Origin of the sequence: Nonomuraea zeae (assembly GCF_005889725.1) — a bacterium.
In the GTDB taxonomy this organism is placed as follows: domain Bacteria; phylum Actinomycetota; class Actinomycetes; order Streptosporangiales; family Streptosporangiaceae; genus Nonomuraea; species Nonomuraea zeae.
Genome location: NZ_VCKX01000123.1, coordinates 1 through 23,962, shown reverse-complemented (window position 1 = coordinate 23,962; position 23,962 = coordinate 1). Strand labels below are relative to the sequence as shown.

The following is a 23,962-nucleotide window of genomic DNA, read 5'->3' as shown; positions in this document are numbered from 1 at the left end:
TCGAGGAGCAGCGATGCTGGTGTCCATCGGAATCCCGGTACGCAACGGCGCGGACCGCCTGGAGACGGCCGTGCGCTCGGTGCTGGCGCAGGATCACGCCGACCTGGAGGTGGTGATCTCGGACAACGCCTCCACCGACGGGACGCAGGAGCTCTGCCGCGAGCTGGCCAGGCAGGACAGCCGGATCTCCTACCACCGGCAGCACCGCGACCTGCGGGTGATCGGGAACTTCGTCGAGGTGCTCAACCGGTCGCGGGGCGACTTCTTCCGGTGGATGGGCGACGACGACCTGCTCGAACCGAATTACGTCTCCCGCACCCTGGAGCCGTTCCTGGCCGACGAACGGCTCATCCTGGTCACTTCCGACATGACCTACACCACCGCGGACGGATCGGTCCACCAGCCGCGCTACCGCGGCACCGGGATGCTCTCCGACGACCCCGTGGACCGCCTCGACGAGCTGTGGGACGTGGTCACCACCGAGCACCACGGGCTCGACCCCCTCTACGGCCTGATGCGGCGCGAGCGGGTGGCCGCGGTGCCGCGACCGCTGATGATCCGCGAGGACGAGGTCTACGCCACCATGCTCGCGCTCACCGCGCCCTGGGGGCACGTGCCCGAGATGCTGGCGCACAGGAACCTGCGCGAGCGGCGGCTCACCGGGATCGCCGCGGCGCTCGGCGTGCCCGCGTGGACCGCGCGGTTCGCCACCACACTGCAGTTCAGGGCGATGTATCGGGCCCTGGACGGCACGGAGCTCTCCGCCGGGCAGCGCAGCAGGGCCCGGGGCGTGCTCCTGCGTACGTATTGGCGCAGGCAGCAGCAGATGCTGGCGCACCGCAGCCGCAAACTCGCCGGGTTGGCCGCCCGAGCCGTCTCTTCGAAAGGGTGATCTCCCGTTGCTGATTCGCATCGTACGGCTGCTCATGCAGCCTGGCCGGATCCTGCTGGCCGTCATGCGCCGCCTGCCGTTCGGCTCGTACGAGCTGCGCTGCGCGCTCGACCTGTACCCCAGGCCGCACTACGCCTACGGCGTGCAGCAGGCCGCCGAGCTGGCCAGGCGCCTCGGCGTCGGCCGCATCAGCGTGGTCGAGTTCGGGGTCGCGGGCGGGGCCGGCATCGTGGAGCTCAACCGCATGGCGGCGCTGGCGACGGCCGCGTCGGGCGTGCAGATCGACGTCTACGGCTTCGACACGGGCGCGGGGCTGCCCAAGCCCACCGACCACCGGGACCTGCCCTACATCTGGCGTGAAGGCGACTTCGTCATGGACGTCGAGGCCCTGCGGGCCAGGCTCGGCGCGGCCCACCTGATCCTGGGCGACATCGATGACACCGTGGAGGGCTTTCTCGACACCGAGCAGCCCGCGCCGATCGGGTTCGTCTCCATCGACGTGGACTTCTACTCCTCGACCGCGGCGGCGCTCAAGCTGTTCAGGGGCGATCACAAGTATTTCCTGCCCCGTGTGTTCTGCTACCTGGACGACACCGTCGGCGACGACGACCAGATCATCCACAACGACTACGTCGGCGAGCTCAGCGCGATCAGGGAGTTCAACGAGGAGCACGAGACGCTCAAGCTGGCGCCGATCAACGGGTTGCGGCACAAGCGCCCCGTTTCGGCCCCCTGGAACGATAACTTTCAGGCATTGCACCGCTTCGAACACCCAGAATACGGACAATACGTCGGGAAACCCGACACGGAGACACAGTTGCCCCTGTAACGAAATTACGACCCCACGCGAGAGGTGGTTAAAAGCACCAAGTGTGGGGAGAAAAATCCCGCTATGTCCGTTGTCTTGTCCAATAGCCGAGTCAGCGATGACGATCGGCGGCGGATGCTCTTCCAGGGAAACGTCTTTTTGTACTCCGCGACGCCTTCCTCGACCAAGCTCATCGAATTCGCTCGCGAGCTGATCGAGGAGGCGTTCGGGGACCGTGATCCCCAGACCGCGCAGTTCGACATGCCGGTGGAGGAGTTCGCCGCGCTGCTGGCCGAGCTCAAGCCGCGCTTCATCCACCATCCCACCTGCAAGAAGCTCCTCCCGCTGCTGATGGAGGAACTGGGCATGTCGCTCGGCGACACCTATTTCGACGTGCCGAGGCTGCGCACCTCGACCTCCGACCACTACCTCGACTCGGGCATCTCCTACGCCTACCACGCGCATCGCGACTGCTGGTACGCCGCGCCCTTCTGCCAGGTCAACTGGTGGATCCCGATCTACGAGGTGGTGCCGGAGAACGTCTTCGCGCTGCACCCGCAGTACTTCGACCGGCCCGTGCGCAACGGCAGCGGCCGCTACGACTACGCCGACTGGACGGCCGTCAGCCGGCCCACCGCGGCGCAGCACATCTACACCGACACCCGCGAGCAGCCCAAGCCGGAGGAGGAGCTCGACCTGGTGAGCGACCTGAGGCTGGTGCCCGAGCCCGGCGGGATCCTGCTGTTCTCGGGAGCCCAGCTGCACTCCACCGTCGCCAACACCTCGGGCAGGACTCGCTTCAGCATTGACTTCCGCACCGTGCACATCGACGACGTCCGGTCCCGTGCGGCGGCGCCCAACGTGGACGCCACCTGCAAGGGCACCACATTGCGTGACTTCTACCAGGCCGCCGGCCTGGAACGCATCCCGGAGGAGCTCGCCGCCGCCTACGAGGCGGAAGCGCTGGCCAAGATCACCTGAACCGGGCGCGTACGGCTTCGCGCAGGCCCTTCCAGCTTCTGTGCCGCTGGAAGGGCAGCTCGAACACCGAGGCGAACAGCCAGGCCGCCCCCACGCACACCGGCACCGCCAGGACCAGCGTGAGCAGGAACATCGGCACGCCGGGCGGCATCAGCGGCGCGAGGAACAGCCGGTTGACCATGACGACGAGCGGCGCGTGGATCAGGTAGAGGCTGTAGGAGAACGAGCCGAGCCGCCGCAGCGGGCGGGTGTCGAGCAGCCGCACCAGCCACCCCGGCCGGCCGGTCGCCACCGCCGTCAGCAGCAGCCCCGCCGCCGGGCCGATCGCCAGGTCCACCCAGAAGAAGTTCGCGACCACCCACACCGGGCCGGCCAGCACGATGAGCAGCAGCACGGGGACGGCCGCGGCCGCGGCGAACCAGTGCCAGGGCAGGCCGGCCTGCCGCTCGTCGGCCCGTACGATGCCGGCGCAGACCGCGCCCACGGCGAACAGCACGGCGAACTGCGGGGTCAGCCGCATCAGCACGTCCACCACCGGCACGACGGGCGCCAGCGCCCCCACCGCGACGACCAGCGCGCTCACCGCGCCGAGCAGCACCGCCGCGCCCTTCCTGCGCAGGATCAGCAGCATCAGGGGGAAGACGAAGTAGAGCTGCGCCTCCACGGCGATCGACCACAGTGCCCCGTTGGGGCTCGGGGAGCCGAAGACGTCCTGCAGCAGCAGCCCGAAGAACAGGACCGAGCGCCCGGTGGGCACCTCCTGCCCCGGCTGGGGGATGACCGTCCAGGCGACCACCAGGCTGAACGCCAGCGCCGCCCAGTACGGCGGCAGGATGCGCCAGGCCCGGCGGACCGCGAACGTGCGCGCGCTGCCCAGCCGCCAGCCGTTGCGCGCGGGCGAGACCGCCAGCGAGAAACCCGACAGGACGATGAACACCACCACGGCGAAATGGCCGTAGAGCAGCCAGCCGGTCCACGCCGGCGCGCCGTTGACCGGAAATCCGGGAAAGGACAGCAGCCAGCAATGATGCAGGACGACGAACAGCGCGGCCAGCCCACGTAAACCGTCGAGCCCGGCAAGTCTTCCCCGCGTTGACACCTGGTCCGCTGTCAGCCCCACCCGAAGACCCCCGCCCTAGTCGTAGGGTCTATCGCGCCGACACCTCGCGATGTAACGGGATTTAGGAAAGATGTAACGATCGATCGGGAACGACCGATGATCCCTTATAGGACAAGCGCGCTCGGATGACCCAGACATGCGGGCTTAGGCGGGGGAACGTTACAAAATGGAGTTCTGGACGACGATCCTTGGTCTACTCCGACGAGTTCTCATAGGCCCGCCACTGATTCTCCTGTCGCTGTTGATCGGCGTGGGGGTGTACTTCGCGGTCCCCACCCACTACACGGCGGACGTCTCGATCGTCCTGGCCAGCCCGGTCAACGGCGGGACCATCAACTCCGACAAGTCGAAGCAGGGGCTCACCAACCCGTTCCTCTCCTTCAACGACGCCCTGAAGACCGGGGCCAGCATCGTCATCCTGTCGATGAACACGCAGGACGTCTGGACGCAGCTCGGCGCGCCCAAGGACGGGCCGACGGAGATCACGATCGACGACGGGCGTACCAACCCGAACGTGCTGGACATCAGCGGGCCGTACATCTACATCAGCGTCGACAGCGACTCCCCGGCCAAGGCGACGTCCGTGCTCACGGCGGCGCGCAAGCGCGTGGCGAGCGAGCTGTTCAAGTGGCAGCGGGCGCTCGGCGCGCCGGCGAACACGTTCATCACCTCGACCGACATCGTGCCGCCCGCCAAGCCGGAGGCCGACTTCAGCTCCAACTGGCAGAACGCCATCGGCGCGGCCGTGCTCTGCCTGATCGCCGGCCTGGCCGTCGCGTACGGCGTGACGCGCAGGGGCGCCCACCCGCGTCCGGCCGGCCGGGAGAGGGAGCGGCCGTGGCCGGTGACCGCGATCGCGCCCGCCGCGCCTGTCGTCGCCGCTGCGCCCGCCGTGCCCGCCGTGCCTTTCGTCCCCATCGCCGCGCCGGTGCAGGCCGCGGAGGAGCCGATGACGGCCGACGAGCCCGGCGAGCCGGTACGGGAGCCGGAGCTCGACGAGGACAGCTCCGTCACCATGGAGTTCCCCATCTACCGTCCCGAAGCCCTTTCATCCGTGCCCGTGCCCTGGGCACAGGCGCGCCAGGACGACGGCGGGAAGTGAGACCCGCATGGACTTCTGGGCAACGGTGTCAGTGCTGTTCCGGCGCTGGTACGTGACGCTCCCGGCCTTCGTGCTCACCGCCGCGGGAGCGCTCGGCGTCTTCTCCATGGCGCCCAAGACGTTCGTCTCCACCTCGGCGATGGTCCTGACCCTTCCGGTCAGCGGCGCGAGCGTGCCGAGCGACCCGGACTTCCCCAACCCGCGCTCCAACCCCCTGGTCTCCTTCGACCAGGGGCTGAGCATGACCACGTCGATCCTCATCCAGGCGCTGACCACCCCGGAGCTGGCGGCCAAGGTCGGCGCGCCGATCGGCGGCGACACCACGCTCAAGGTCACCAGCGGCGGCACCAACCCCGAGCTGATGCCCTCGACCCCCTTCATCATCATCACCGTCGAGGCGCCGAGCGCGGAGCTGGCCCACGGGATCGTCACGAAGGTCACCGACCTGGCCAAACAGGAGCTGCGGCTCAGGCAGGCCCAGGTGAACGCGCCGCCGACCACGTACGTGACGGCCACCGTCGTGGTGCCGCCGACCACGCCCGACGAGAAGAAGGGCAGCCGGATGCGCACCGCGGTGGTCATGGCGGCGCTGGGCTTCTTCACGAGCCTGCTGGCCGCCTTCGCCGCCGAGAGCTTCGTCCGGCACCGCCGCGCCCGCCGTACGCCGGGTGAGCCGAGCCCGCCCGGCCTCGGCGCGAGCAACGGGGCGCCGTTGCTGACTGGACGACAAGGGTGAACGCGACCGGTACGCGCGGGCTGGACACGACCGCCGGCCGGCCGCGCCGGGCCGACGGCGCCACCCTGGTCTGCCTGTTCGTGCTGAGCCTGCTGATCCTCCCGGCCCGCCTGGCGGTCGCCGGGCTCCCGCTGTCGCTCACCCCCGCCGAGATCCTGGCGCTGGCGCTCGGCCTGGTGTGGCTGTGCGCCCAGATGATCAGCACGTCGGGCGTGGCCAAGGGGAGCAACCCGGTCCGTACGTCGGTCTTCGTGTACGGCATGGTGCTCCTGGCCGTCTACGGCTACACGACGCACGTCTACCTGCCCTCCGACGAGCTCAACCTGACCGATCACTCGCTCGTGCTCTATCTGGGCTACATCGGCCTGCTGCTGGTGATGTGCGACGGGATCAGCGACCGCGACCGGCTGGACTTCGTGCTCAAGGCGGTCGTGATCGGCGGCGCGTTCGCGGCGATCGTGGCCCTGCTGCAGTTCAGGCTCGACTTCGACCTGACCGCGTACATGAAGATCCCCGGGCTGCGGCACTCCTCCGTCGAGGAGGTGCCGACCGTGATCTCCCGCTCCGACCTGCGCAGGGTCGCAGGCACGCTCGGGCACCCGATCGAGTTCGGCGCGCTGTCGGCGATGCTGCTGCCGATCGCCGCCCACCTCGGGTTCCAGGCCCGCTCGCGCGGTCAGGCGGCGGGCCGGTGGTGGATCTGCGCCGTCGTCATCGCGGCCGGCCTGATGTTCTCGGTGTCCAGGACCGCCGTGCTCGGCCTGGCGGGAGCAGGGCTGATCCTGCTGATCGGCTGGTCCAACCGGCGCAGGATCGTCACCATCGGCGCGTTCGTGATCTTCCTCGGCTTCATGAAGGTGCTGGCGCCCGGCCTGATCGGCACGTTCTACAACCTGTTCGCCGGGGCGAGCGACGACAGCAGCATCAGGTTCCGCACGCACGACTGGCCCTTCGCGATGCGGGAGTTCGACCGGAGCCCGATCTTCGGGCACGGGCTCGGCACCTGGTATCCGTTCAAGCACCAGGTGTTCGACAACCAGTACCTGCTGTCGCTGGTCGAGACCGGGCTGCTGGGCACGCTGACGTTCGTCGGGGTGCTCGTCTGCGCGATCGTCGTCGCGCTCAGGGTCCGCCGGTCGAGCACCGACCCGAACGTCCGCAACCTGGCGCTGACCATCGCGGCCTGCCTGGTGATCCCGCTGCTCGGCGCGGCCACCTTCGACATGCTCTCCTTCCCCGGCATCACCAGCGTGATGTTCCTGCTCGTCGGCGCGGCCGGGGCGCTGCTGCGGTTCGAGCGGCGGGATCAGGCGGCCAGGCGGCTCCTGAGCTCCTTCCAGGAGCCCGCCGACAGGTCGCGCCCGCTGATCGCGCTGACCGGCAACGGCCAGGGCAGCGCGAGGTCCGGGTCGTCGTAACGCACGGCCAGGTCCTCGGCCGGGTCGTGCTCCCTGTCGATGCGGTAGCAGACGTCGGCGTGCTCGGTCAGTGCCTGGTAGCCGTGCAGGATCCCGGGCGGCACGTACAGGTGCGCGAACGACACGTCGTCGAGCCGGACGGAGACGTGGGAGCCGAAGGTCGGCGAGCCGGGCCGCGCGTCGACCAGGAAGTCCAGCACGGCGCCGTGCGCCGCGCGCACCAGCTTGGCCTCGCCGCGCCCGGCGCGCCCGTGCATGCCCCGGACCGTGCCAAGGCGCGAGCGTGACTGGCTGTCCTGCACGAACGCCGCGTGGTCCAGCCCGTGCTCGGCGGCGATCGCGGCGTCGAAGGTCCTGGTGAAGAACCCCCGGTCGTCGTGGTACGGCGTCGGCAGGAACAGCAGCACGCCCTCGATCTCCAGCCGGTCGACCCTCATGTCCGTTCCTCTCATCCAGGTAGCGCCCGCAGCCGCCGTGAGGGCCGAAGCAGGGCCACGAGCGACGCTCTGGCCGTACGGCGGCCCGCTGCCGCCCGTATCGCCTCGCCGAGCAGCACGGCCAGGTAGAAGGCCGCGCTCGCCAGCCGTCCCCGGCGGCGGCGGAACAGCCGCACCCGGTTGACGGTGAGCAGCGCGGCCAGCATGGGGTTGACCTTCGCCTCGCCGCCGATGTGCTCGACGACCGCGGTGGATTCGTACCAGAGTGTCCAGCCGAGGTCGCCGGCGCGCAGCGCGTACTCGGTCTCCTCGCTGTAGAGCAGGAAGGACTCGTCCCACGGCCCGATGTCGGAGATCGCCGCCGTGGAGATGAGCATGGCCGCGCCGGTGGCCCATACGGCGGGCCCGGGGCGCTCGTACCGGCCGGGGTCCGTGATCATCTCGCCCAGCGCGCCGACCCGGTCGGCCAGCCGCCCGCCGATCAGCGCCTCGGCCAGCGCACCCCGCACGGTGGGCGCGCGGCGCAGCGAGTGGTGCAGCACGCCCTCGGTGCTCACCAGCATGGGGACGGCGATGCCGGTACGCGCCCGGCCGAGCGCAGCGGCCAGGGCGGCGAGCGAGCCGGGGCGAAGCCGGCAGTCGGGGTTCATCACGAAGACCGCGTCGATCTCGCCGAGGTCGAGCGCCGCGATCCCGGCGTTGACCGCCGCCGCGTAACCGGCGTTCCTGCCGACCTGCACGGCCCTGATCGGCAGTCCGGCGGCCTGGTCGGTGGCCTGCTCGGTGGCCTGGTCGGCGGCCTGCTCGGCGATGGCCAGCGAGCCGTCCTTCGAGGCGTTGTCCGCCACGACGACGGCGGCGAGGTCCACGCCCTGCGCGCCGCCCGGCAACGAGGCCAGGCAGCCACCGAGGATCCGCGCGCTGTTGTAGGTCACGATCACGACCGCGATGCGGGAAGCGCCAGGCGTCACATGTTCGCCATCGCGGGTCCGCTCTGGAGCGTTACAGCGTAACGAACGGCACGTATGGGTCGATAGGAGATCAGGGGCCGGGACGTCGCTGAGACGGAGACATACTTCATGCAGGATCTGCAGGCTTTCACCTTTCGCCGGGACGAGCTCTTCCCGCTGGCGGACAAATACTCCGAGCAGTTCCGTACGGCTTCGCCGTTCCGCCACGTGGTCATCGACGACTTCCTGCCGCCGCAGGTGCTGGAGCCCATCCTGGAGGAGTTCCCGGAGCCGCGGGACGCCACCTGGCAGCGCTTCGACTCCGCGCGCGAGGTGAAGCTGGCGCTGGCCGACCCCGAGCGGATGGGGCCGGCGACCAGGCACCTGCTGGCCGAGTTCAACAGCGGCGTGTTCATCGAGTTCCTGGAGCGGATGACCGGCATCACCCAGCTCGTCTCCGACCCGCACTTCGAGGGCGGCGGCCTGCACCAGATCAAGCCGGGCGGCTTCCTCAAGGTGCACGCCGACTTCAACAAGAGCCGCAAGCTGAACCTCGACCGCCGGCTCAACGGCCTGCTCTACCTGAACAAGGACTGGGAAGAGAGCTACGGCGGGCACCTGCAGCTCTGGAACAAGGACATGACCGAGTGCGAGGGCAAGATCCTCCCGCTCTTCAACCGGTTCGTGCTGTTCGCCACGACCGATGACGCCAACCACGGCCACCCCGATCCGCTCACCTGTCCCGAGGACCGGGCGCGGCGCTCGATGGCGCTCTACTACTACTCCAACGGCAGGCCGGAGGACGAGGTCACCGCCGACCACACCACGCTGTTCAAGCAGCGGCCCGGCGAGGAGTGGAAGAGCAACCTCCGCCAGGTCGCCAAGCGCTGGACTCCGCCCGCGCTGGCCGACCTCTTGGGCGGCCGGGGCTCCAAGGCCGAGTGAAGCGGCTGTCGCGAGGGCCGGGCCGTGGCCTGAGCCCGGTGCTGGTGCTGGCACTGGCGTTGAGCGGGTGCACGAGCGCGGCCGGGCAGGAGCAGGCCGTCACCGAGCCGCCGGCCACCTCCGCCGCGCCGCCGTCGAGATCGCCCGAGCCGGTCTGGCCGGGACCGGACAACACCGGCGTTCCGCCCGGCACGAAGCTGCGCCCGTCGGGGTCCATGGTGGTGACCAAGAGCGGCACGGTCATCGACGGGCTGGAGGTCACCGGGGCCATCACGGTCGAGGCCGACGACGTGACCATCCGCAACACGCGGGTGCGCGGGACCAAGGGCTGGTGGGGGGTCCTCCAGCGCGAGGGCTTCACCGGGCTGAAGGTCGAGGACAGCGAGATCTTCGGCAACGGCAGGGAACGCACCCAGTTCGGCATCCTGAACCAGGGCAAACTGATCACCGTGTCCCGGGTGGACATCCACACGATCTCCAACGGCATCCTGACCCAGCAGGGGCTGGTCGAGGACTCCTACGTCCACGACCCGAAGTACTACGCCGAGGACCACACCGACATGATCATGTCCACCGGGCCGCCGGCCGAGGGGACGGAGCTGGTCATCCGGCACAACACGGTGGTCAACACGCTGAAGCAGACGGGCGCGATCGCGCTGTTCCAGGACTTCGGCGTGGTCAAGAACGTGACGGTCGAGCGCAACCTGCTGGCCGGCGGCGGCTGGGCGCTGTACGCGGGCGCCGGGGTGAAGGGCAAGTCGTCGAATATCAAGGTGATCGACAATGTCTTCAGCCGCCGGGTTTGGCCGAAGGGCGGCCATGCCGGGCCGGTCTCGTATTGGGATCATGATGGGAAGGGGAATCTCTGGCGGGGCAATACCTGGGAGGACGGCGGCACGGTAAGCCCGGGCTGACGATCATTTGTCGCCTTTTCCGCGATAAATGAGCAAGCTGGGTTTCCTGTGGTTTTTGGGGATATCGAGTCTTTTTTGTGAGAAAAAGCCCGCAGGCGGCCTTGGCGTGACTACTCTCCCTCAAGGGGGCTCGGCGTCGTCACGTACGGAAGGAGTCGCCTGTGTCGCGGCATCGTAGGCGTAATAGCCGGACCGGTTGGTTATCGCTCGCCAGCGTGACGACGGCGGCTGTGCTGGCGGGCGGATACTTCGTCGTCACGAGCGGAGATGACGGGCGGGAGTCGCCGGCCGTGCTGACCGAGGCCGCCGCCTCCTCCACCACCTCCCCGCAGGCGGCCGCGGGCCGGGGGTCCAGGGCCCGGCCGACGCGGGAGTCCAACCCGTGGTGGTGGTTCTGGGACCGCCGGCCGACCAAGCGGCCGACCCCGAAGGCGACGCGGCGCCCGACCCACAAGCCGACGAAGAAGCCGACACCGACTCCCAGCGACGACACAGTAACGCCGACGCCGACGCCGACCGTGACCTCGACCCGGCCCGTGACCCCGACGCCGACCGTGACCTCGACCCGGACTGCGACGCCGACGCCGACCGTGACCTCGACTCCGACGGTGACATCGACCCGGACCGCGACTCCGACGCCCACGGTGACGCCGACTCGGACCGCCACCCCGACGCCCACGCCGACCGTGACGCCCACGAGGACGCTGACGCCCACGCCGACTGTGACATCGACTCGGACCGTGACGCCTACGCCTACGCCGACGGTCACACCGACGAAAACGCCCACTGTCACTCCGACCGTGACCCCCACGAAGACATCCACGTCCACCCCGACGCCGTCGCCGACCAGGACCGTCACCGTGCCGCCGCCCTCGGGCGACTGGCCGGGGCCGGGCAACACCGGCGTCCCCGACGGCACCCCGATGACGAAGAAGACCGGCTCGATCGTCATCAAGGAGGACGGCGCGGTCATCGACGGCTGGGACCTCACGGGTGACATCACGGTCGAGGCCGACAACGTGACCATCCGCAACACCCGGGTGCGCGGCCAGTCCGACTACTGGGGCATCCTCCAGCGCAAGGGCTTCTCCGGACTCAAGGTCGAGGACAGCGAGATCTTCGGCAACGGCAAGCAGCGCACCCAGTTCGGCATCCTGAACCAGGGCAAGCTGATCACCGTGTCCCGGGTGGACATCCACACGATCTCCAACGGCATCCTCACCGAGCAGGGCCTGATCGAGGACTCCTACGTCCACGACCCGAAGTACTACGCCGGCGACCACACCGACATGATCATGTCCACCGACACGGCGGCAGCCGGCACCCAGCTCGTCATCAGGCACAACACCGTGATCAACACGCTCGACCAGACGGGCGCGATCGCGCTGTTCCAGGACTTCGGCGTGACCCGCAACGTCCTCGTCGAGGGCAACCTGCTGGCCGGCGGCGGCTGGACGCTCTACGCGGGCGCGGGCACGAAGGGCCTGTCCTCCAACATCAAGGTGATCGACAACGTCTTCAGCCGCCGCGTGTGGCCCAAGGGCGGACATGCCGGGCCGGTGTCGTACTGGGACGCCGACGGGCCGGGCAACGTCTGGAAGGGCAACACCTGGGAGGGCGGCATGAGCGCGGTCAACGCCGACTGAGCCCGCCGCTCGACCTCCACGCGCGTACGGCGGTGACGCCGCCCGGCCGCTACGCGCGTACGGCGATGACCGACTTGACCAGGCCCGCCAGCCGCTCGAAGCGGATCCGCGACTTGGGGAAGTAGTGCCGCATCTCGGTCACGCTGAGCAGCTCGACCTCCATGGCGATCATCCGGGCCGCGTCGCGGTCGGAGGTCGGCGTGTGGACGAGCGGCCAGCGGCGCAGGATCGCCGTACGGGCGGCGAGCGGCAGGAACTGGAACGCCGGGAACAGGAAGTGCGGCTCGACCGGGAAATAGCGGTAGGGCGTCTGCACCCAGTGCCGGTCGGCCAGCTCGTGCACGGTGTCGGCGAACTGGGCGCGGCGCAGGTGACCGCCCACGTGCTCGATGACCGCGTTCGAGAACACCAGGTCGTAGCGCGTGCCGCGGATCGAGGCCGGCAGGTCGCAGGCGTCGGCGACGTCGGCGCGCAGCCAGGACGGAAGGTCGGCCGGCGGCTGTTCGAGGTTGACGATGTGCACGTGCGCGGGCCGGACCGGGGCGCGCATCCAGGCTCCCGCCGTGCCGCCGAGGTCGATGACGCTCATCTGGTCGAGGTCGGGGAACTGCCCGGCGAACCACTGCCATCTCCGCGCCCGCGCCTTGGCCCCCAGCGAATCGGGTGCGTCCACGAAACGACTGCGCAGGGCATTCAGGCGGCTCATAAACGGGCTCCTTCGGCCAGATAAGTAGCCCTATCGTCTCAGAATTCCGCCTGAACGGCTAAGTCTGCGACTAGTCGTGACTTTCTTGCGACGCATACCAATTGACAGTTCGGCGCAACCCGTCGTCCAAAGTCGTGGCAGGTCGCCAGCCCAGCGCGGCGGCGGCCGGCTCGATGTCGCCGACCTGCGGAATATCGTGGGAACGGTCCGGTACGGTGCCGAATTCGGGCGGTTCGGTCGTGCCGATGATCTGATGGATTTTCTCGACGACGTCACGGGCCGAGGTCGACACGCCGGTGCCGATATCGACGGCATGTCCAATTGCTTTGTCCGACTCGCCGGCGGAGACGAACGCGTCGACGACGTCGTCCACGTAGATCCAGTCGGCCAGCTTGGCGCCCTTGGTCAGCCGGGGCCGCTGCCCGCGGAGCAGGCAGAGCGTCACGTAGGGGACGAGCTTGCTGGTGTCCGGCTGGTCGGGCCCGTAGACCATGGAGGGCCGCAGCACGGTGACGGGCAGGCCCCAGAGCCGGTGGTAGAGGTCGGCGTAGCCGGTGGCGGCCCACTTGGCCATCGCGTACGCCGACGACGGCGGCGCCTGGCCGTTGCCGGGCCGCGGCTCCTCGATCGAGCCGGTGAGCACGGTCTTGACGGCGAACTCCTTGGCGGCGGCCAGGACGTTGACCGTGCCGATGAGGTTGCTCTCCAGCGTGGGACGCACGACTTCGTCACCGCGCGAGCCGGTCACCTCGCTGGCGAGGTGGAAGAGCAGGCTCGGGCGTACGGACCGGAAGAGCCTCGTGGTGGCCTCGGCGTCGCTCAGGTCGGCCACGTGCCAGGTCTCGCCGGCGCGGGCCCGCTGCGGGCGGCGGCTGACGGCGTGCACCTGGGTCCCCAGCGTGGGCAGACGCCTGATCAGATGGGAGCCGATGAACCCGGCCGCACCTGTCACCAACGCCACGGTATCCGGCCATAACGACATCGTGGGTTGACCTCCGAGGTAGAAGATGGAGCCGTCCAGGGGAACGGCTCCATCTAATCACTCGCTAGCCGATGCGCCAGGTGTCGCCGCCGAGCAGCAGCTCGCTCAGGTCGGCGGAGCCCTTCTGCGCGACCGCTTCCTCCAGCTGCTCGGCCATCAGCACGTCGTAGGCCGGCCGGCTCACCTGACGGAAGATGCCGATCGGCACGTGCTCGAAGGCCGGCTCGTCCAGCCTGCTGAGCGCGAACGCCACCGACGGGTCGGGGTTGTGCGCGTCGTGCACGAGGATCTGGTCCGCGCTCACCGTGTCGCGAGCCACGACCTCGATGCTGCCGTTGGCGGCCCGCACGGCCGCCTTCGTGCTGCTGACGATCGGCTGGCCGTGCTCCAGGCGCAGCGTGATGTCGTCGCGGATCTCGGGGTCCTTGAGCTGCTCGAAGGCGTTGTCGTTGAAGATGTTGCAGTTCTGGTAGATCTCCACCAGCGAGGTGCCCTGGTGGGCGGTGGCCTCGCGCAGCACCGACTGCAGGTGCTTGCGGTCGGAGTCGATGGTCCTGGCCACGAACGACGCCTCGGCGCCGATGGCCAGCGAGATCGGGTTGAACGGCTTGTCCAGCGAGCCCATCGGGGTCGATTTGGTGATCTTGCCGACCTCGGAGGTCGGCGAGTACTGGCCCTTGGTCAGGCCGTAGATCCTGTTGTTGAACAGCAGGATGTTCAGGTTGACGTTGCGGCGCAGCGCGTGGATCAGGTGGTTGCCGCCGATGGACAGCGCGTCGCCGTCACCGGTGATCACCCACACCGACAGGTCGGGGCGGGAGGCGGCCAGCCCCGTCGCGATCGCGGGCGCGCGACCGTGGATGGAGTGGAAGCCGTAGGTGTTGAGGTAGTAGGGGAAGCGCGAGGAGCACCCGATGCCCGACACGAACACGATGTTCTCGCGCTTGAGCCCCAGCTCGGGCAGGAAGCTCTGCACCGCCGCGAGGATCGCGTAGTCACCGCAACCCGGGCACCAGCGCACCTCCTGGTCGGACTTGAAGTCCTTGAGGCCCTGCTTCACGTCCGTCTTGGGAACGAGCGACAGGCCTTTCCCGTTCACCAGCTCAGTCATTGTCGATCACGTCCTGGATGACTCCGGCCAGCTCCTCGGCCTTGAACGGGAGCCCGCGCACGCGGTTGTAGCTGATCACGTCGACGAGGTAGCGGGCCCGCAGCAGCAGGGCGAGCTGGCCCAGGTTGATCTCGGGCAGCAGCACCTTGTCGTAGCGCTTGAGCACCTCGCCGGTGTTGGCGGGCAGCGGGTTGAGGTGGCGCAGATGGGTCTGCGCGACCTTGCCGCCTTCCCTCCTGATGCGCCGCACGGCCGCGGCGATCGGCCCGTACGTCGAGCCCCAGCCGACGACCAGCACGCGGGCGTCGCCGTCGGGGTCGTCGACCTCCAGGTCGGGGACGTCGATGCCGGCGATCTTGGCGGCCCGGGTGCGCACCATGAAGTCATGGTTGTTCGGGTCGTAGGAGATGTTGCCGGTGCCGTCGGCCTTCTCGATGCCGCCGATGCGGTGCTCGAGCCCGGCCGTGCCCGGGATGGCCCACGGGCGGGCCAGCGTCTCGGTGTCACGCTTGTAGGGCAGGAACTCACCGTCGGCGCCGTTGGCCGTCGTCGTGAACTCCTCCGAGATGTCCGGCAAGTCGGAAACCTCGGGCAGGCGCCACGGCTCCGAGCCGTTGGCCAGGTAGCCGTCCGAGAGCAGCATGACCGGCGTACGGTATTTGACCGCGATCCTGGCCGCCTCGACGGCGGCGTTGAAACAGTCGGACGGCGTGGCGGCGGCCACGATGGGCACCGGCGACTCGCCGTTGCGGCCGAACATGGCCATGAGCAGGTCGGTCTGCTCGGTCTTGGTCGGCATGCCGGTGCTCGGCCCGGCCCGCTGCACGTCCACGATGATCAAGGGCAACTCGGTGGTGACCGCGAGGCCGACCGTCTCGGCCTTCAGCGCCACGCCGGGGCCCGAGGTGGTGGTCACGCCCAGCGCTCCGCCGAACGCGGCCCCCAGCGCCGCGCCGACGCCCGCGATCTCGTCCTCCGCCTGGAAGGTGCGGATGCCGAACCGCTTGTGCTTCGACAGCTCGTGCAGGATGTCGCTGGCCGGGGTGATCGGGTAGGACCCCAGGAACAGCGGCAGCTTCGACTGCACGCTGGCGGCGATCAGGCCGTAGGCGAGCGCCTGGTTCCCGGAGATGTTGCGATAGACGCCGGGAGCCAGCCGCGCGGGCTTGACCTCGTAGGAGACGGAGAACGACTCAGTGGTCTCGCCGTAGTTCCAGCCCGCCTGGAAGGCCGCGATGTTGGCCTTGGCGATGTCGGGCTTCTTGGCGAACTTCTGCTCGAGGAATCTGATGGTGTGCTCGGTCGGCCGGTGGTAGAGCCACGACAGCAGGCCGAGGGCGAACATGTTCTTCGAGCGCTCGGCGTCCTTCTTGGACAGGTCGAAGCCTTCGAGGGCCTTGACCGTGAGAGACGTGAGCGGCACCGCGTGCACGCGCCACTCGCTCAGGGACTCGTCCTCCAGCGGGTTGGCCGCGTAGCCGACCTTCTGCAGGTTGCGCTTGGTGAACTCGTCGGTGTTCGCGATGATGTCCGCGCCTCTGGGCAGGTCGCCCAGGTTGGCCTTGAGCGCGGCCGGGTTCATCGCGACAAGCACGTTGGGCGCGTCGCCGGGCGTCAGAATGTCATGGTCGGCGAAGTGAAGCTGGAAGCTCGACACGCCGGGCAGGGTGCCTGCGGGAGCGCGGATCTCGGCTGGGAAGTTGGGGAGCGTCGACAGGTCGTTGCCGAACTCCGCCGTGCCCGCGGTGAAGCGGTCGCCGGTGAGCTGCATGCCGTCGCCGGAGTCTCCGGCGAATCTGATGATCACGCGGTCGAGTTGCTGGACCTGCTTTGTCACAGCTCAGTCCTCCTCGACGCGCCAATGCGCGGTTGCCTAGGCGCGTTCTCTGTTTCCATGCTAGATCCTCGGAAGGTCACGCGTTTACGGGCCGCAATATGCGGGTAAACAACGCGGTCGGAGTCAGGGTGAGGTGGAGGAACGACGACACAGCCCGGACGCGAGCCTGCAGAGGTCTACATGCAGGCGGGCGAACAGGACGGTTCGGGTCACGAGCGCCAACTATACGTCCCCCCAATGCGTGCGCTACGTCAGGGGCTGCTTACCCCACGGCTCGTTTCCTGATCTGTACAAGCGTCCGGCTTGCATCCCTGCTGAGCCGTACAACTCAGGAACGGTGACGAAGCTGTAACCCTTCCCTCGCAACCTTTTGAGGATGTCCGGAACCGCGTCAACGGTCTCCCGATGGATGTCGTGCATGAGAATGATCGCACCTGGATGCGCCCCGCGTACCGCTCGGTCCGCGATGTCCGCCGCCTTGCCGCCGTCCTGGTCTCCAGTGTCCACGTCCCAGTTGACCAAGGACAACCCCAGTTCACCCGCGACATCGCGCAGGTCCTGGCTCACGGCGCCGTACGGCGGGCGGACCAGTTTGGGCGTCTGCCCGATGGCGGAGGTGATCACGTCCTCGGTGCGCCCGAGCGAGTCGGAGATCTTGCTGGTCGCCTGCTCCGACAGGCTCCGGTGCGTCCAGCTGTGGTTGCCGACCAGGTGACCCTCCGCGCTCATCCGGCGCAGCAGGGCGGGTTGCGCGGCGGCGCTGGTCCCGACGGTGAAGAAGGTGGCACGGGCACCGCCTCGGCGCAGGGCGTCGAGCAGCTCGCCGGTGTAGGGCCCGGGGCCGTCGTCGAACGTCAGCGCCACGCACCTGGCCGTCGCGCAGTCCACCGTCCCGGCCCGGTTGCTGACGGCGTCGGGGCCGGTCGTGGGTGCCGTCGCGGTCTTCGGCGTGGCGGGGAGCGCGCGCCTGGCCTCCTCCTGGGCGCTCTCCTGCGCCCGCTGCCCCAGCCTGGACAGGAGCGGCGCCGCCTGGCTCGCGGGCACGGCCACGGCGACCCGGCCCAGCGAGCAGGGTCCGAGCTGGCAGTCGTCGAACTCGACCACCAGGTCTCCGCTCCGGTTGAAGGCCATCGAGTCGAACTGGGTGCCGTCGGAGGTCACGCCCTCGCGCTGCGCTTCGCGCTCCTTGAGCTGGTCCTTGACCAGCGTGGCGAGCCGGCGGACCGCGTCCTGCCCGGACAGCAGCCCGGTGGAGTCGACGACTTTGCCCTTGCGCGGGTCGAACCAGTAGGTCCGGGTTGAGTTGCCCCAGTTCGCGCCGAATGACTCGCCGGTGCGCAGCCGTACGCCGATCGCCTGGGAGGAGACGGCGGCGAGCTGCCAGTCCACGTTCAGCTCGGGGCGGGCGCCGGGCGCGCCCACGCCCGTCCGCTTGCGGAACTCCTTGAACTGCTGCTGGGCCTGCGCGCTCAGCGCCCGGTTGAGCGCCGGGGCGCCGGGGAGCTCGGGGTAGTTGATGTGCACATGCCGGCCGGGTGTGGAGTCGCCTTCGGTCAGTGTCCTGGTGGACAGCCCGGCGACGGTCGCCGGGTCGACAAAGTCGATCAGCGTCGGCTCTGCCGGGACCACGACGTCCCTCGCGGGGGAGGCGGCGGCCAGGCCGCATCCTCCGGCCGAGAGGGCCAGCAGAGCGATTCCGGAGAAGAATCGCGTTTTGTGCATGGATGCCAGGGTATGGGGGCGATCTTCCCATTTACCCGGATTTGGGATGATAGGTGCAGAGGCTTTGACTCCGGTGGGTATGCCCCTCACGTCCAGGACAGGACGCGTTTACGCCAGGCGTACACAATGCCCAGAGCGATGAAGCCCAGGAAGACGAACATCTCGACCAGCGTCGTCAGGCCGTAGCCCGGCGCGTCGAAGACCGTGGCCCAGGGGAACAGGAAGACGGCGTCCACCGCGAACACCACGTACAGGTAGGTGAAGACGTAGTAGCGGACCTGTGACTGCGCCCAGCCCTCGCCGACCGGGTCGACCCCGCACTCGTACGTGGTCAGCTTCTCGGCGGTGGGCCGGTTCGGGCGGAGCAGACGGTTGGCGAACAAGGCTCCGGCCACGATGGCGACACCGATGGCGAGCAGCGCGGCGACGAGCACGTACGACCCGAAATAGCCGTCCATGACGGGATGGTAACCCAGGACGACCCGGCGAACCCCCCTCCCTGGCCTGTGATCCTGATCCGCGCAAGAATGGGCAGCATGGCAGCAACGGATCTCCCGATGCCCACGCTGGGCCCAGTCGCCAGATTGGCGCCCAAGCCGATGCGCTTCGTCCTCAACTGGGGCAGGCGCTATTCCCTGTGGGTGTTCAACTTCGGGCTGGCCTGCTGCGCCATCGAGTTCATCGCCACCTCGACGAGCAGGCACGACTTCATCAGGTTCGGCGTGATCCCCTTCGCCAACGGCCCGCGGCAGGCGGACCTGATGATCGTGTCGGGCACGGTCACCGACAAGATGGCCCCCGCCGTGAAGCGCCTCTACGAGCAGATGCCCGACCCGAAATACGTGATCTCGTTCGGCGCCTGCTCCAACACCGGCGGCCCCTACTGGGACTCCTACTGCGTGACCAACGGCGTGGACCAGATCGTCCCGGTCGACGTCTACGTGCCCGGCTGCCCGCCGAGGCCGGAGGCGCTGCTCTACGGGATCATGAAGCTGCAGGAGAAGATCGCGGGGGAGAAGCTCGGCGACCGCTACGACTGGTCCCGCGCGCGCTCCTCGGAGGAGGCGTGAACGGGCTCGCGGAGCGGTTCGGCGAGCGCGCCCAGGTCACCGACTCCTACGGCGACACCACGATCGACGTCGGCCCCGCGGACTGGATCGAGCTGCTGACATACGTCAGGGACGACCTCGGCTACGAGTTCTTCGACTGGCTGACCGGCGTGGACGACCCGCCCGACGGCTTCCAGATCGTGGCCCACGTCTACAACCCGGCCGCCGGCCGGCGCCTGCTCCTCCGCACGCGCGTGCTCCGCGACGACCCGCGCCTCCCCAGCGCCGTCGGCGTCTACCGGGGCGCGAACTGGCACGAGCGCGAGACGTTCGAGATGTTCGGGGTGATCTTCGACGACCACCCCTACCTCGTGCCGCTGCTCCTGCCGGACGGTTTCGAGGGTCACCCGCTGCGCAAGGACTTCATCCTGGCCGCCCGCGTGGCCAAGGCGTGGCCGGGCGCCAAGGAGCCCGGCGAGTCCGGGCACGGCGCGCCGAGCCGCCGCAAGACGCTTCCGCCAGGAGTACCAGCCGACTGGGGGCCGCCCGATGCTTGACGTGGTGCTGAGCTTCGCCGTCATCCTCATCGTGTTCCTGGCGCTGCCGCTGATCGTGGGGCAGACCGAGCACAAGGTCATGGCTCACATGCAGTCGCGGCTCGGCCCCATGTACGCCGGCGGCTTCCACGGCTGGGCGCAGCTCATCGCCGACGGGGTGAAGTTCGCGCAGAAGGAGGACGTCATCCCGGCCGCGGCCGACCGCCGCATCTTCATGATCGCCCCAGGTGTGGCGCTCGTCCCCTACCTGGTCGTCCTCATCGTCATCCCCCTCGACCGCGACATGGTGGCCGTCGATCTCGGCCTCGGCCTGTTCTTCGTCCTCGCCGTCATGGGGATCGGCGTGCTCGGCTCGATCATGGCCGGTTGGGCGTCGGCCAACAAATACTCGGTGCTCGGCGGCATGCGCTCGGCCGCCCAGCTCATGTCGTACGAGCTGCCGCTGGTGCTGGCCGCCTCGTCGGTCGCGATGGCCGCGGGGACCCTGTCGCTCCCCGGGATCGTTGAGGCCTGGCAGTGGTGGTGGCTGCCGTGGCAGGCGATCGGCGGCGTGGTCTTCTTCCTGGCGGGCCTGGCCGAGCTGCGCCGCCCGCCGTTCGACATGCCGATCGCCGAGTCCGAGATCATCATGGGCCCGATGACCGAGTACACCGGCATGCGTTTCGCCCTGTTCATGCTGGCCGAGTACGCCGGGATCGTCGTCCTGTCCTTCCTGACCACTGTCCTGTTCCTGGGCGGCTGGCACGGCCCGTTCCTGCCCGGCTGGCTGTGGACGCTGGTCAAGGTGTTCCTGCTGGCGTTCGTGGTGATCTGGCTGCGGGTGACCTATCCCCGGCTGCGCGAGGACCAGCTCCAGAAGCTCGCCTGGGCCGTCCTCGTGCCGCTGGCCCTCGTCCAGCTCGCGCTCACCGGAGTGGTCAAAGTCCTCACCTGAGGCTTTTATCGGCAAAGGCGGCGGGGAAACTTTACGCTGCCTTTATTCGTCATATCCAAACAGGGGACCTTGGGGGATGACGAAATGAAGGAAATCCTTCCTGTCGCGGGGGCGACAAAGAGCAGCCGGTGTCCCAAGATCCGGCTGACCTCAGACGACGGCCTGCTGACCGCGACGGACCAGGCCTCCGGCCATTCCGTCCGCGTACGGCCGGACCGCCTTTACCACTACAGCCATGACGTCGACGCCGACCAGAAACGCAAGTCGCACGCCGTCCAGGGCGTCGCGGCGCTGGGGGCCGACGGCCTGGTCCTCCTCGACCTGCCGGGCGACTGGCACGCCCCCCACCTGCGGGAGTTCAGCCAGGCGGCCGGCATCCCGCTGGTGGACGCCCGCGACCGGCCCTCGGCCGAAGTCCGCGCGGTGCTCGCCGGCCGCGCTCCCGGCTGGCAGCGCCTGCGCGGCCTGCCGCTGCCCTCACAGGCCAAATGGCGCAAACCCGTGGCCATCTGCGCGGGGGTCGCCGGGCTGGGCCTCATGGTCTATTTGGGCACCCTGGGAATGTGGGGCGCATGGCGCGGCTTATCGTCTCTCGGCCGAATGCTCGTGGACGTTCTCGAAGCCAAATGGCTGATGGTGGCCTTCAGCCCCGCGTTATTGGTCATCCGGCCGGTGCTGGCGCGAATGCATCGCCGGCGGACGAAACGCGGCACGGTCCTCGGCCCGCCCGGCGGTCCCTACCTGAACCAGAGGTCCCACAACAAGCTCTACATCACCGCGGGGAACACGGACATCGCCAAGCTCCGCCTGGGGGAGTCTCCGGGACAGGCCTTCAGCCTGCTCCTCTACCGCTACGAGGACCTGACGGGGCTCTTCATCCTGGACCGCTTCGGCAAGGCCCTGCATCACCTGCCGGGGAGCTGGTCGGCGGAGGACGCGCACCGGTTCGCGGAGCGGCATGGGCTGGTGCTGGCGGCGCACAGGGTGTCGCGCGAGGAGTACCTCGACCTGACCAAGGCCACCCCAGAGGCCACTCCCTGATTCCACGCCCGGGCTTCCTTCCGCGCCTGGATCTCTCTCCCGCGCCCGGTTCATTCCCGCGCCCAGTCCCCTCCGGACCTTGGCCACCTTCCGGACCTCCAGTCGCTCTCCGGACCTCCGGGCACCTTCCGGACCCTCGGGCACCTATACGCCGCGACCGCGTCAGAAAGAGCCACGGGCGGCCCATCCACCTAGTGAATGATCGCCAGCATCGCGTCCGAAGCCGCCGGCCGTTCGTCCGGACGCTTGTTGAGGCACGACCCCACGATCGCCCGTAACCCGGGCGGCAGCGGCGACAGGTCCGGGTGGAACGTCAGCACCCGGTTGAAGACCGCAGGCACCGTGTCCTCACCGAAGGCCGGCCGCCCGGTGGCCGCGAACATGATCGTCACTGCCCAGCTGAACACGTCCGACGCCGGCCCCACCGCTTCCCCCGTCAACTGCTCGGGAGACATGTACGGAGGCGTCCCCACCATCTTCCCGGACGTCACGGTCACTTGATCGAGCGCCCTGGCGATCCCGAAGTCGATCACCCGCGGCCCGTCGTTCCCGATCAGCACATTGCTCGGCTTGAAGTCGCGATGAACGACCCCCGCCTTGTGGATAGCCGCCAACGCCCCGGCTGTGGACAACGCCAGCCGCGTCAGCCCGTCCTCATCACGCGGCCCGTGCTTGCGTACGAGCTGCTCAAGCGACGGCCCCTCCACGTATTCGCTCACGATGTAGGCGTGCTGCCCGGTGATGTTGACGTCGAGGACCCGGGCTGTGGAAAACGTCGCGACCCGCCGAGCCGCCTCCACCTCCCGCGCGAACCTGGCCCGCGCCACGTCATCGACCAGATCATGCAGCACCTTGACCGCGACCCGGACCCCGTTGGGAGCCATCGCCAGATAGACAGCCCCCTGCCCGCCGCGCCCGAGCTGCTGGAGCACCCGGTAGTGCCCGATCCACTCGGGCTCTCCACGCCGCCGCCCCTGCTCGGTCTCCGCGGGCCGTCGCCGGTGATCCGGCTCCGCGGGCCGATGATGGTGCGTAGGCGAGGTGGTCCGTTGGTGCAGGTCCACCGGGTGCTGCAGGGGCGCCGGCCGGTAGGCGGGCGTCCTGAAGCGCGCGCGCACCATGAAGGGCACCAGGATCCCCGAGTGGATGACCCCGCCGATCCAGCTGACGACGAGCCCTAAGGAGACCAGAGCGGACAGCGGCTGTGGAATGTCGTCGAAGTCGTCGTACGCGAGGGCCGCGATCACGAAGGAGCCGATGGCGACCAGGTAGCCGGAAGCGGCGAAGACCTGCCAGATGCTGCGCAGCCAGAAAGCCGCGAACCCGATGGTGAACGGGGTCGCCAAACCGCACGTGAACAGGGGCAGGCAGGCCCACACGACGGCGGCCGCCCACGCCCCACCACTGGGACGGACCGGATGGCTGTGCTGCATGGCGAGAGACTATCGCCATGCAGTCGTTCATATCGGGCATGCGCACAGCTTGTGGATAACCTCCCGTCAACCTGTGGATGGCTGTGGAAAAACTGGGGACAACGCTCTGGCTCATTCACGTGCGCGGCCAAGTGCGTCATGATGTTGAACCATGGCGCGGATACCGGGAGTCGGACTGGCAAAAGGGCTGTCCATCACCCTTCGCCACATGCTGCGCAAATCGGTGACGCAGCAGTACCCCGAGGTCAAGCCCGCCCTCCCGCCGCGGAGCCGCGGCGTTATCGCCCTGGTTGAGGAAAATTGCACCTCTTGCATGCTTTGTGCCCGAGAGTGCCCCGACTGGTGCATCTACATCGACTCCCACAAAGAGACGATCCCCGCCCCTGAGGGCGGCCGCCCGCGTCAGCGCAACGTGCTCGACCGCTTCGCGATCGACTTCGCCCTATGTATGTACTGCGGGATCTGCATCGAGGTGTGCCCCTTCGACGCGCTCTTCTGGTCGCCGGAGTTCGAGTACGCGGAAGGCGATATCCGTAACCTCCTGCACGAGAAGGACAAGCTGGCCGGCTGGACCGAGACGGTCCCGCCCCCTCCGGCCCACGATCCCGGAGCGGAGCCCCCGAAGGAGCTCACGGCCGCCC

The 23,962-nt window shown here is 68.8% G+C and carries 26 protein-coding genes; 14 read left to right on the top strand and 12 right to left on the bottom strand.

The features are described 5' to 3' along the window. Window positions 1-13 precede the first annotated feature (13 nt). From ETD85_RS32930 to ETD85_RS32920, 3 genes are all read left to right on the top strand, one after another. Window positions 14-892 carry a glycosyltransferase family 2 protein gene (locus ETD85_RS32930; protein WP_138693714.1) on the top strand — a complete coding sequence of 293 codons (879 nt, stop codon included), beginning with the start codon at window positions 14-16 and terminating at the stop codon, window positions 890-892. 7 nt (window positions 893-899) lie between these two features. After that, complete coding sequence (locus ETD85_RS32925; protein WP_138693713.1) at window positions 900-1,721, top strand: class I SAM-dependent methyltransferase; 822 nt, start codon at window positions 900-902, stop codon at window positions 1,719-1,721. 138 nt (window positions 1,722-1,859) lie between these two features. Next, a complete protein-coding gene (locus ETD85_RS32920) occupies window positions 1,860-2,681 on the top strand; it encodes a hypothetical protein (RefSeq protein ID WP_240779582.1) in 822 nt (273 codons plus the stop codon). On the opposite strand, the gene ETD85_RS32915 is transcribed toward ETD85_RS32920, so the two are convergent. Continuing rightward, window positions 2,674-3,780 (bottom strand): acyltransferase family protein, encoded by a 1,107-nt coding sequence (locus ETD85_RS32915; protein WP_206058844.1) that lies wholly within the window; start codon window positions 3,778-3,780, stop codon window positions 2,674-2,676. The two genes, ETD85_RS32920 and ETD85_RS32915, sit on opposite strands and share 8 nt — an antisense overlap. 262 nt (window positions 3,781-4,042) lie before the next feature. Between ETD85_RS32915 and ETD85_RS32910 the strand changes: the two genes are divergently transcribed. Genes ETD85_RS32910 through ETD85_RS32900 form a run of 3 tightly spaced genes read left to right on the top strand, consistent with a single transcriptional unit; the run spans window position 4,043 to window position 7,057 of the window. Further along, the gene (locus ETD85_RS32910) at window positions 4,043-4,903 is read left to right on the top strand and encodes a hypothetical protein (protein ID WP_138693711.1); all 861 of its coding nucleotides are present in this window, start codon (window positions 4,043-4,045) and stop codon (window positions 4,901-4,903) included. Window positions 4,904-4,910: 7 nt separating this feature from the next. Further along, window positions 4,911-5,639 carry a YveK family protein gene (locus ETD85_RS32905; RefSeq protein ID WP_138693710.1) on the top strand — a complete coding sequence of 243 codons (729 nt, stop codon included), beginning with the start codon at window positions 4,911-4,913 and terminating at the stop codon, window positions 5,637-5,639. Further along, entirely contained in the window at window positions 5,636-7,057 is a 1,422-nt protein-coding gene (locus ETD85_RS32900) for an O-antigen ligase family protein (RefSeq protein ID WP_138693709.1), read from the top strand. The genes ETD85_RS32905 and ETD85_RS32900 overlap by 4 nt, the downstream gene beginning before the upstream one ends. On the opposite strand, the gene ETD85_RS32895 is transcribed toward ETD85_RS32900, so the two are convergent. Next, window positions 6,946-7,494, bottom strand: a complete 549-nt coding sequence (locus ETD85_RS32895; RefSeq protein ID WP_138693708.1) for a dTDP-4-dehydrorhamnose 3,5-epimerase family protein — start codon at window positions 7,492-7,494, stop codon at window positions 6,946-6,948. The two genes, ETD85_RS32900 and ETD85_RS32895, sit on opposite strands and share 112 nt — an antisense overlap. Before the next feature lie 11 nt (window positions 7,495-7,505). Beyond that, window positions 7,506-8,465 (bottom strand): glycosyltransferase family 2 protein, encoded by a 960-nt coding sequence (locus ETD85_RS32890; RefSeq protein WP_138693707.1) that lies wholly within the window; start codon window positions 8,463-8,465, stop codon window positions 7,506-7,508. Window positions 8,466-8,573: 108 nt separating this feature from the next. Here ETD85_RS32890 and ETD85_RS32885 point away from each other — a divergent pair, with 108 nt between their 5' ends. Further along, window positions 8,574-9,389, top strand: coding sequence for a 2OG-Fe(II) oxygenase (locus ETD85_RS32885; RefSeq protein WP_138693706.1), 816 nt, complete (start codon window positions 8,574-8,576; stop codon window positions 9,387-9,389). A 38-nt stretch (window positions 9,390-9,427) separates the two neighbouring features. Further along, window positions 9,428-10,303 (top strand): right-handed parallel beta-helix repeat-containing protein, encoded by an 876-nt coding sequence (locus tag ETD85_RS32880; protein WP_138693705.1) that lies wholly within the window; start codon window positions 9,428-9,430, stop codon window positions 10,301-10,303. Window positions 10,304-10,442: 139 nt separating this feature from the next. Here ETD85_RS32880 and ETD85_RS63450 read toward each other — a convergent pair whose 3' ends face one another. Beyond that, a complete protein-coding gene (locus ETD85_RS63450; RefSeq protein WP_170246961.1) occupies window positions 10,443-11,255 on the bottom strand; it encodes a hypothetical protein in 813 nt (270 codons plus the stop codon). Between ETD85_RS63450 and ETD85_RS63445 the strand changes: the two genes are divergently transcribed. Further along, complete coding sequence (locus ETD85_RS63445; RefSeq protein ID WP_170246960.1) at window positions 11,227-11,949, top strand: right-handed parallel beta-helix repeat-containing protein; 723 nt, start codon at window positions 11,227-11,229, stop codon at window positions 11,947-11,949. The genes ETD85_RS63450 and ETD85_RS63445 overlap by 29 nt on opposite strands. A 49-nt stretch (window positions 11,950-11,998) precedes the next feature. Here the strand turns inward: ETD85_RS63445 and ETD85_RS32870 are convergent, their stop codons facing one another. The 7 genes from ETD85_RS32870 to ETD85_RS32845 form a co-directional block, all read right to left on the bottom strand. Next, on the bottom strand, window positions 11,999-12,655 hold the full coding sequence (locus tag ETD85_RS32870; protein WP_138693704.1) for a class I SAM-dependent methyltransferase: 657 nt from the start codon (window positions 12,653-12,655) through the stop codon (window positions 11,999-12,001). Window positions 12,656-12,725: 70 nt separating this feature from the next. Next, on the bottom strand, window positions 12,726-13,607 hold the full coding sequence (locus ETD85_RS32865) for an NAD-dependent epimerase/dehydratase family protein (protein WP_170246959.1): 882 nt from the start codon (window positions 13,605-13,607) through the stop codon (window positions 12,726-12,728). 94 nt (window positions 13,608-13,701) lie between these two features. Next, window positions 13,702-14,748: a 2-oxoacid:ferredoxin oxidoreductase subunit beta gene (locus ETD85_RS32860; RefSeq protein WP_138693702.1), complete on the bottom strand. Its 1,047-nt coding sequence runs from the start codon at window positions 14,746-14,748 to the stop codon at window positions 13,702-13,704. Next, window positions 14,741-16,585 carry a 2-oxoacid:acceptor oxidoreductase subunit alpha gene (locus tag ETD85_RS32855; RefSeq protein ID WP_138693701.1) on the bottom strand — a complete coding sequence of 615 codons (1,845 nt, stop codon included), beginning with the start codon at window positions 16,583-16,585 and terminating at the stop codon, window positions 14,741-14,743. Before ETD85_RS32855 ends, ETD85_RS32860 begins: the two co-directional genes overlap by 8 nt. Window positions 16,586-16,708: 123 nt before the next feature. Then, window positions 16,709-16,798 (bottom strand): putative leader peptide, encoded by a 90-nt coding sequence (locus ETD85_RS67605; RefSeq protein WP_379507142.1) that lies wholly within the window; start codon window positions 16,796-16,798, stop codon window positions 16,709-16,711. 33 nt (window positions 16,799-16,831) lie between these two features. After that, entirely contained in the window at window positions 16,832-18,307 is a 1,476-nt protein-coding gene (locus ETD85_RS32850; protein WP_138693700.1) for a polysaccharide deacetylase family protein, read from the bottom strand. An 86-nt stretch (window positions 18,308-18,393) separates the two neighbouring features. Continuing rightward, window positions 18,394-18,765 carry an NADH-quinone oxidoreductase subunit A gene (locus ETD85_RS32845; RefSeq protein ID WP_138693699.1) on the bottom strand — a complete coding sequence of 124 codons (372 nt, stop codon included), beginning with the start codon at window positions 18,763-18,765 and terminating at the stop codon, window positions 18,394-18,396. A gap of 78 nt (window positions 18,766-18,843) precedes the next feature. On the opposite strand from ETD85_RS32845, the gene ETD85_RS32840 reads away from it, so the two are divergent. The 4 genes from ETD85_RS32840 (at window position 18,844) to ETD85_RS32825 (ending at window position 21,888) form a co-directional block, all read left to right on the top strand. After that, complete coding sequence (locus ETD85_RS32840) at window positions 18,844-19,377, top strand: NADH-quinone oxidoreductase subunit B (protein WP_138693698.1); 534 nt, start codon at window positions 18,844-18,846, stop codon at window positions 19,375-19,377. Continuing rightward, window positions 19,374-19,913: an NADH-quinone oxidoreductase subunit C gene (locus tag ETD85_RS32835; RefSeq protein ID WP_138693697.1), complete on the top strand. Its 540-nt coding sequence runs from the start codon at window positions 19,374-19,376 to the stop codon at window positions 19,911-19,913. The genes ETD85_RS32840 and ETD85_RS32835 overlap by 4 nt, the downstream gene beginning before the upstream one ends. Then, entirely contained in the window at window positions 19,906-20,847 is a 942-nt protein-coding gene (nuoH, locus tag ETD85_RS32830) for an NADH-quinone oxidoreductase subunit NuoH (protein WP_138693696.1), read from the top strand. Before ETD85_RS32835 ends, nuoH begins: the two co-directional genes overlap by 8 nt. 84 nt (window positions 20,848-20,931) lie before the next feature. Next, window positions 20,932-21,888 (top strand): hypothetical protein, encoded by a 957-nt coding sequence (locus ETD85_RS32825; RefSeq protein ID WP_138693695.1) that lies wholly within the window; start codon window positions 20,932-20,934, stop codon window positions 21,886-21,888. A 191-nt stretch (window positions 21,889-22,079) separates the two neighbouring features. On the opposite strand, the gene ETD85_RS32820 is transcribed toward ETD85_RS32825, so the two are convergent. Further along, window positions 22,080-23,321, bottom strand: coding sequence for a serine/threonine-protein kinase (locus ETD85_RS32820; protein ID WP_138693694.1), 1,242 nt, complete (start codon window positions 23,319-23,321; stop codon window positions 22,080-22,082). Window positions 23,322-23,529: 208 nt separating this feature from the next. Between ETD85_RS32820 and ETD85_RS32815 the strand changes: the two genes are divergently transcribed. Further along, window positions 23,530-23,962: 4Fe-4S binding protein (locus ETD85_RS32815; protein ID WP_240779581.1), on the top strand; the 433-nt coding region annotated here is incomplete at its 3' end.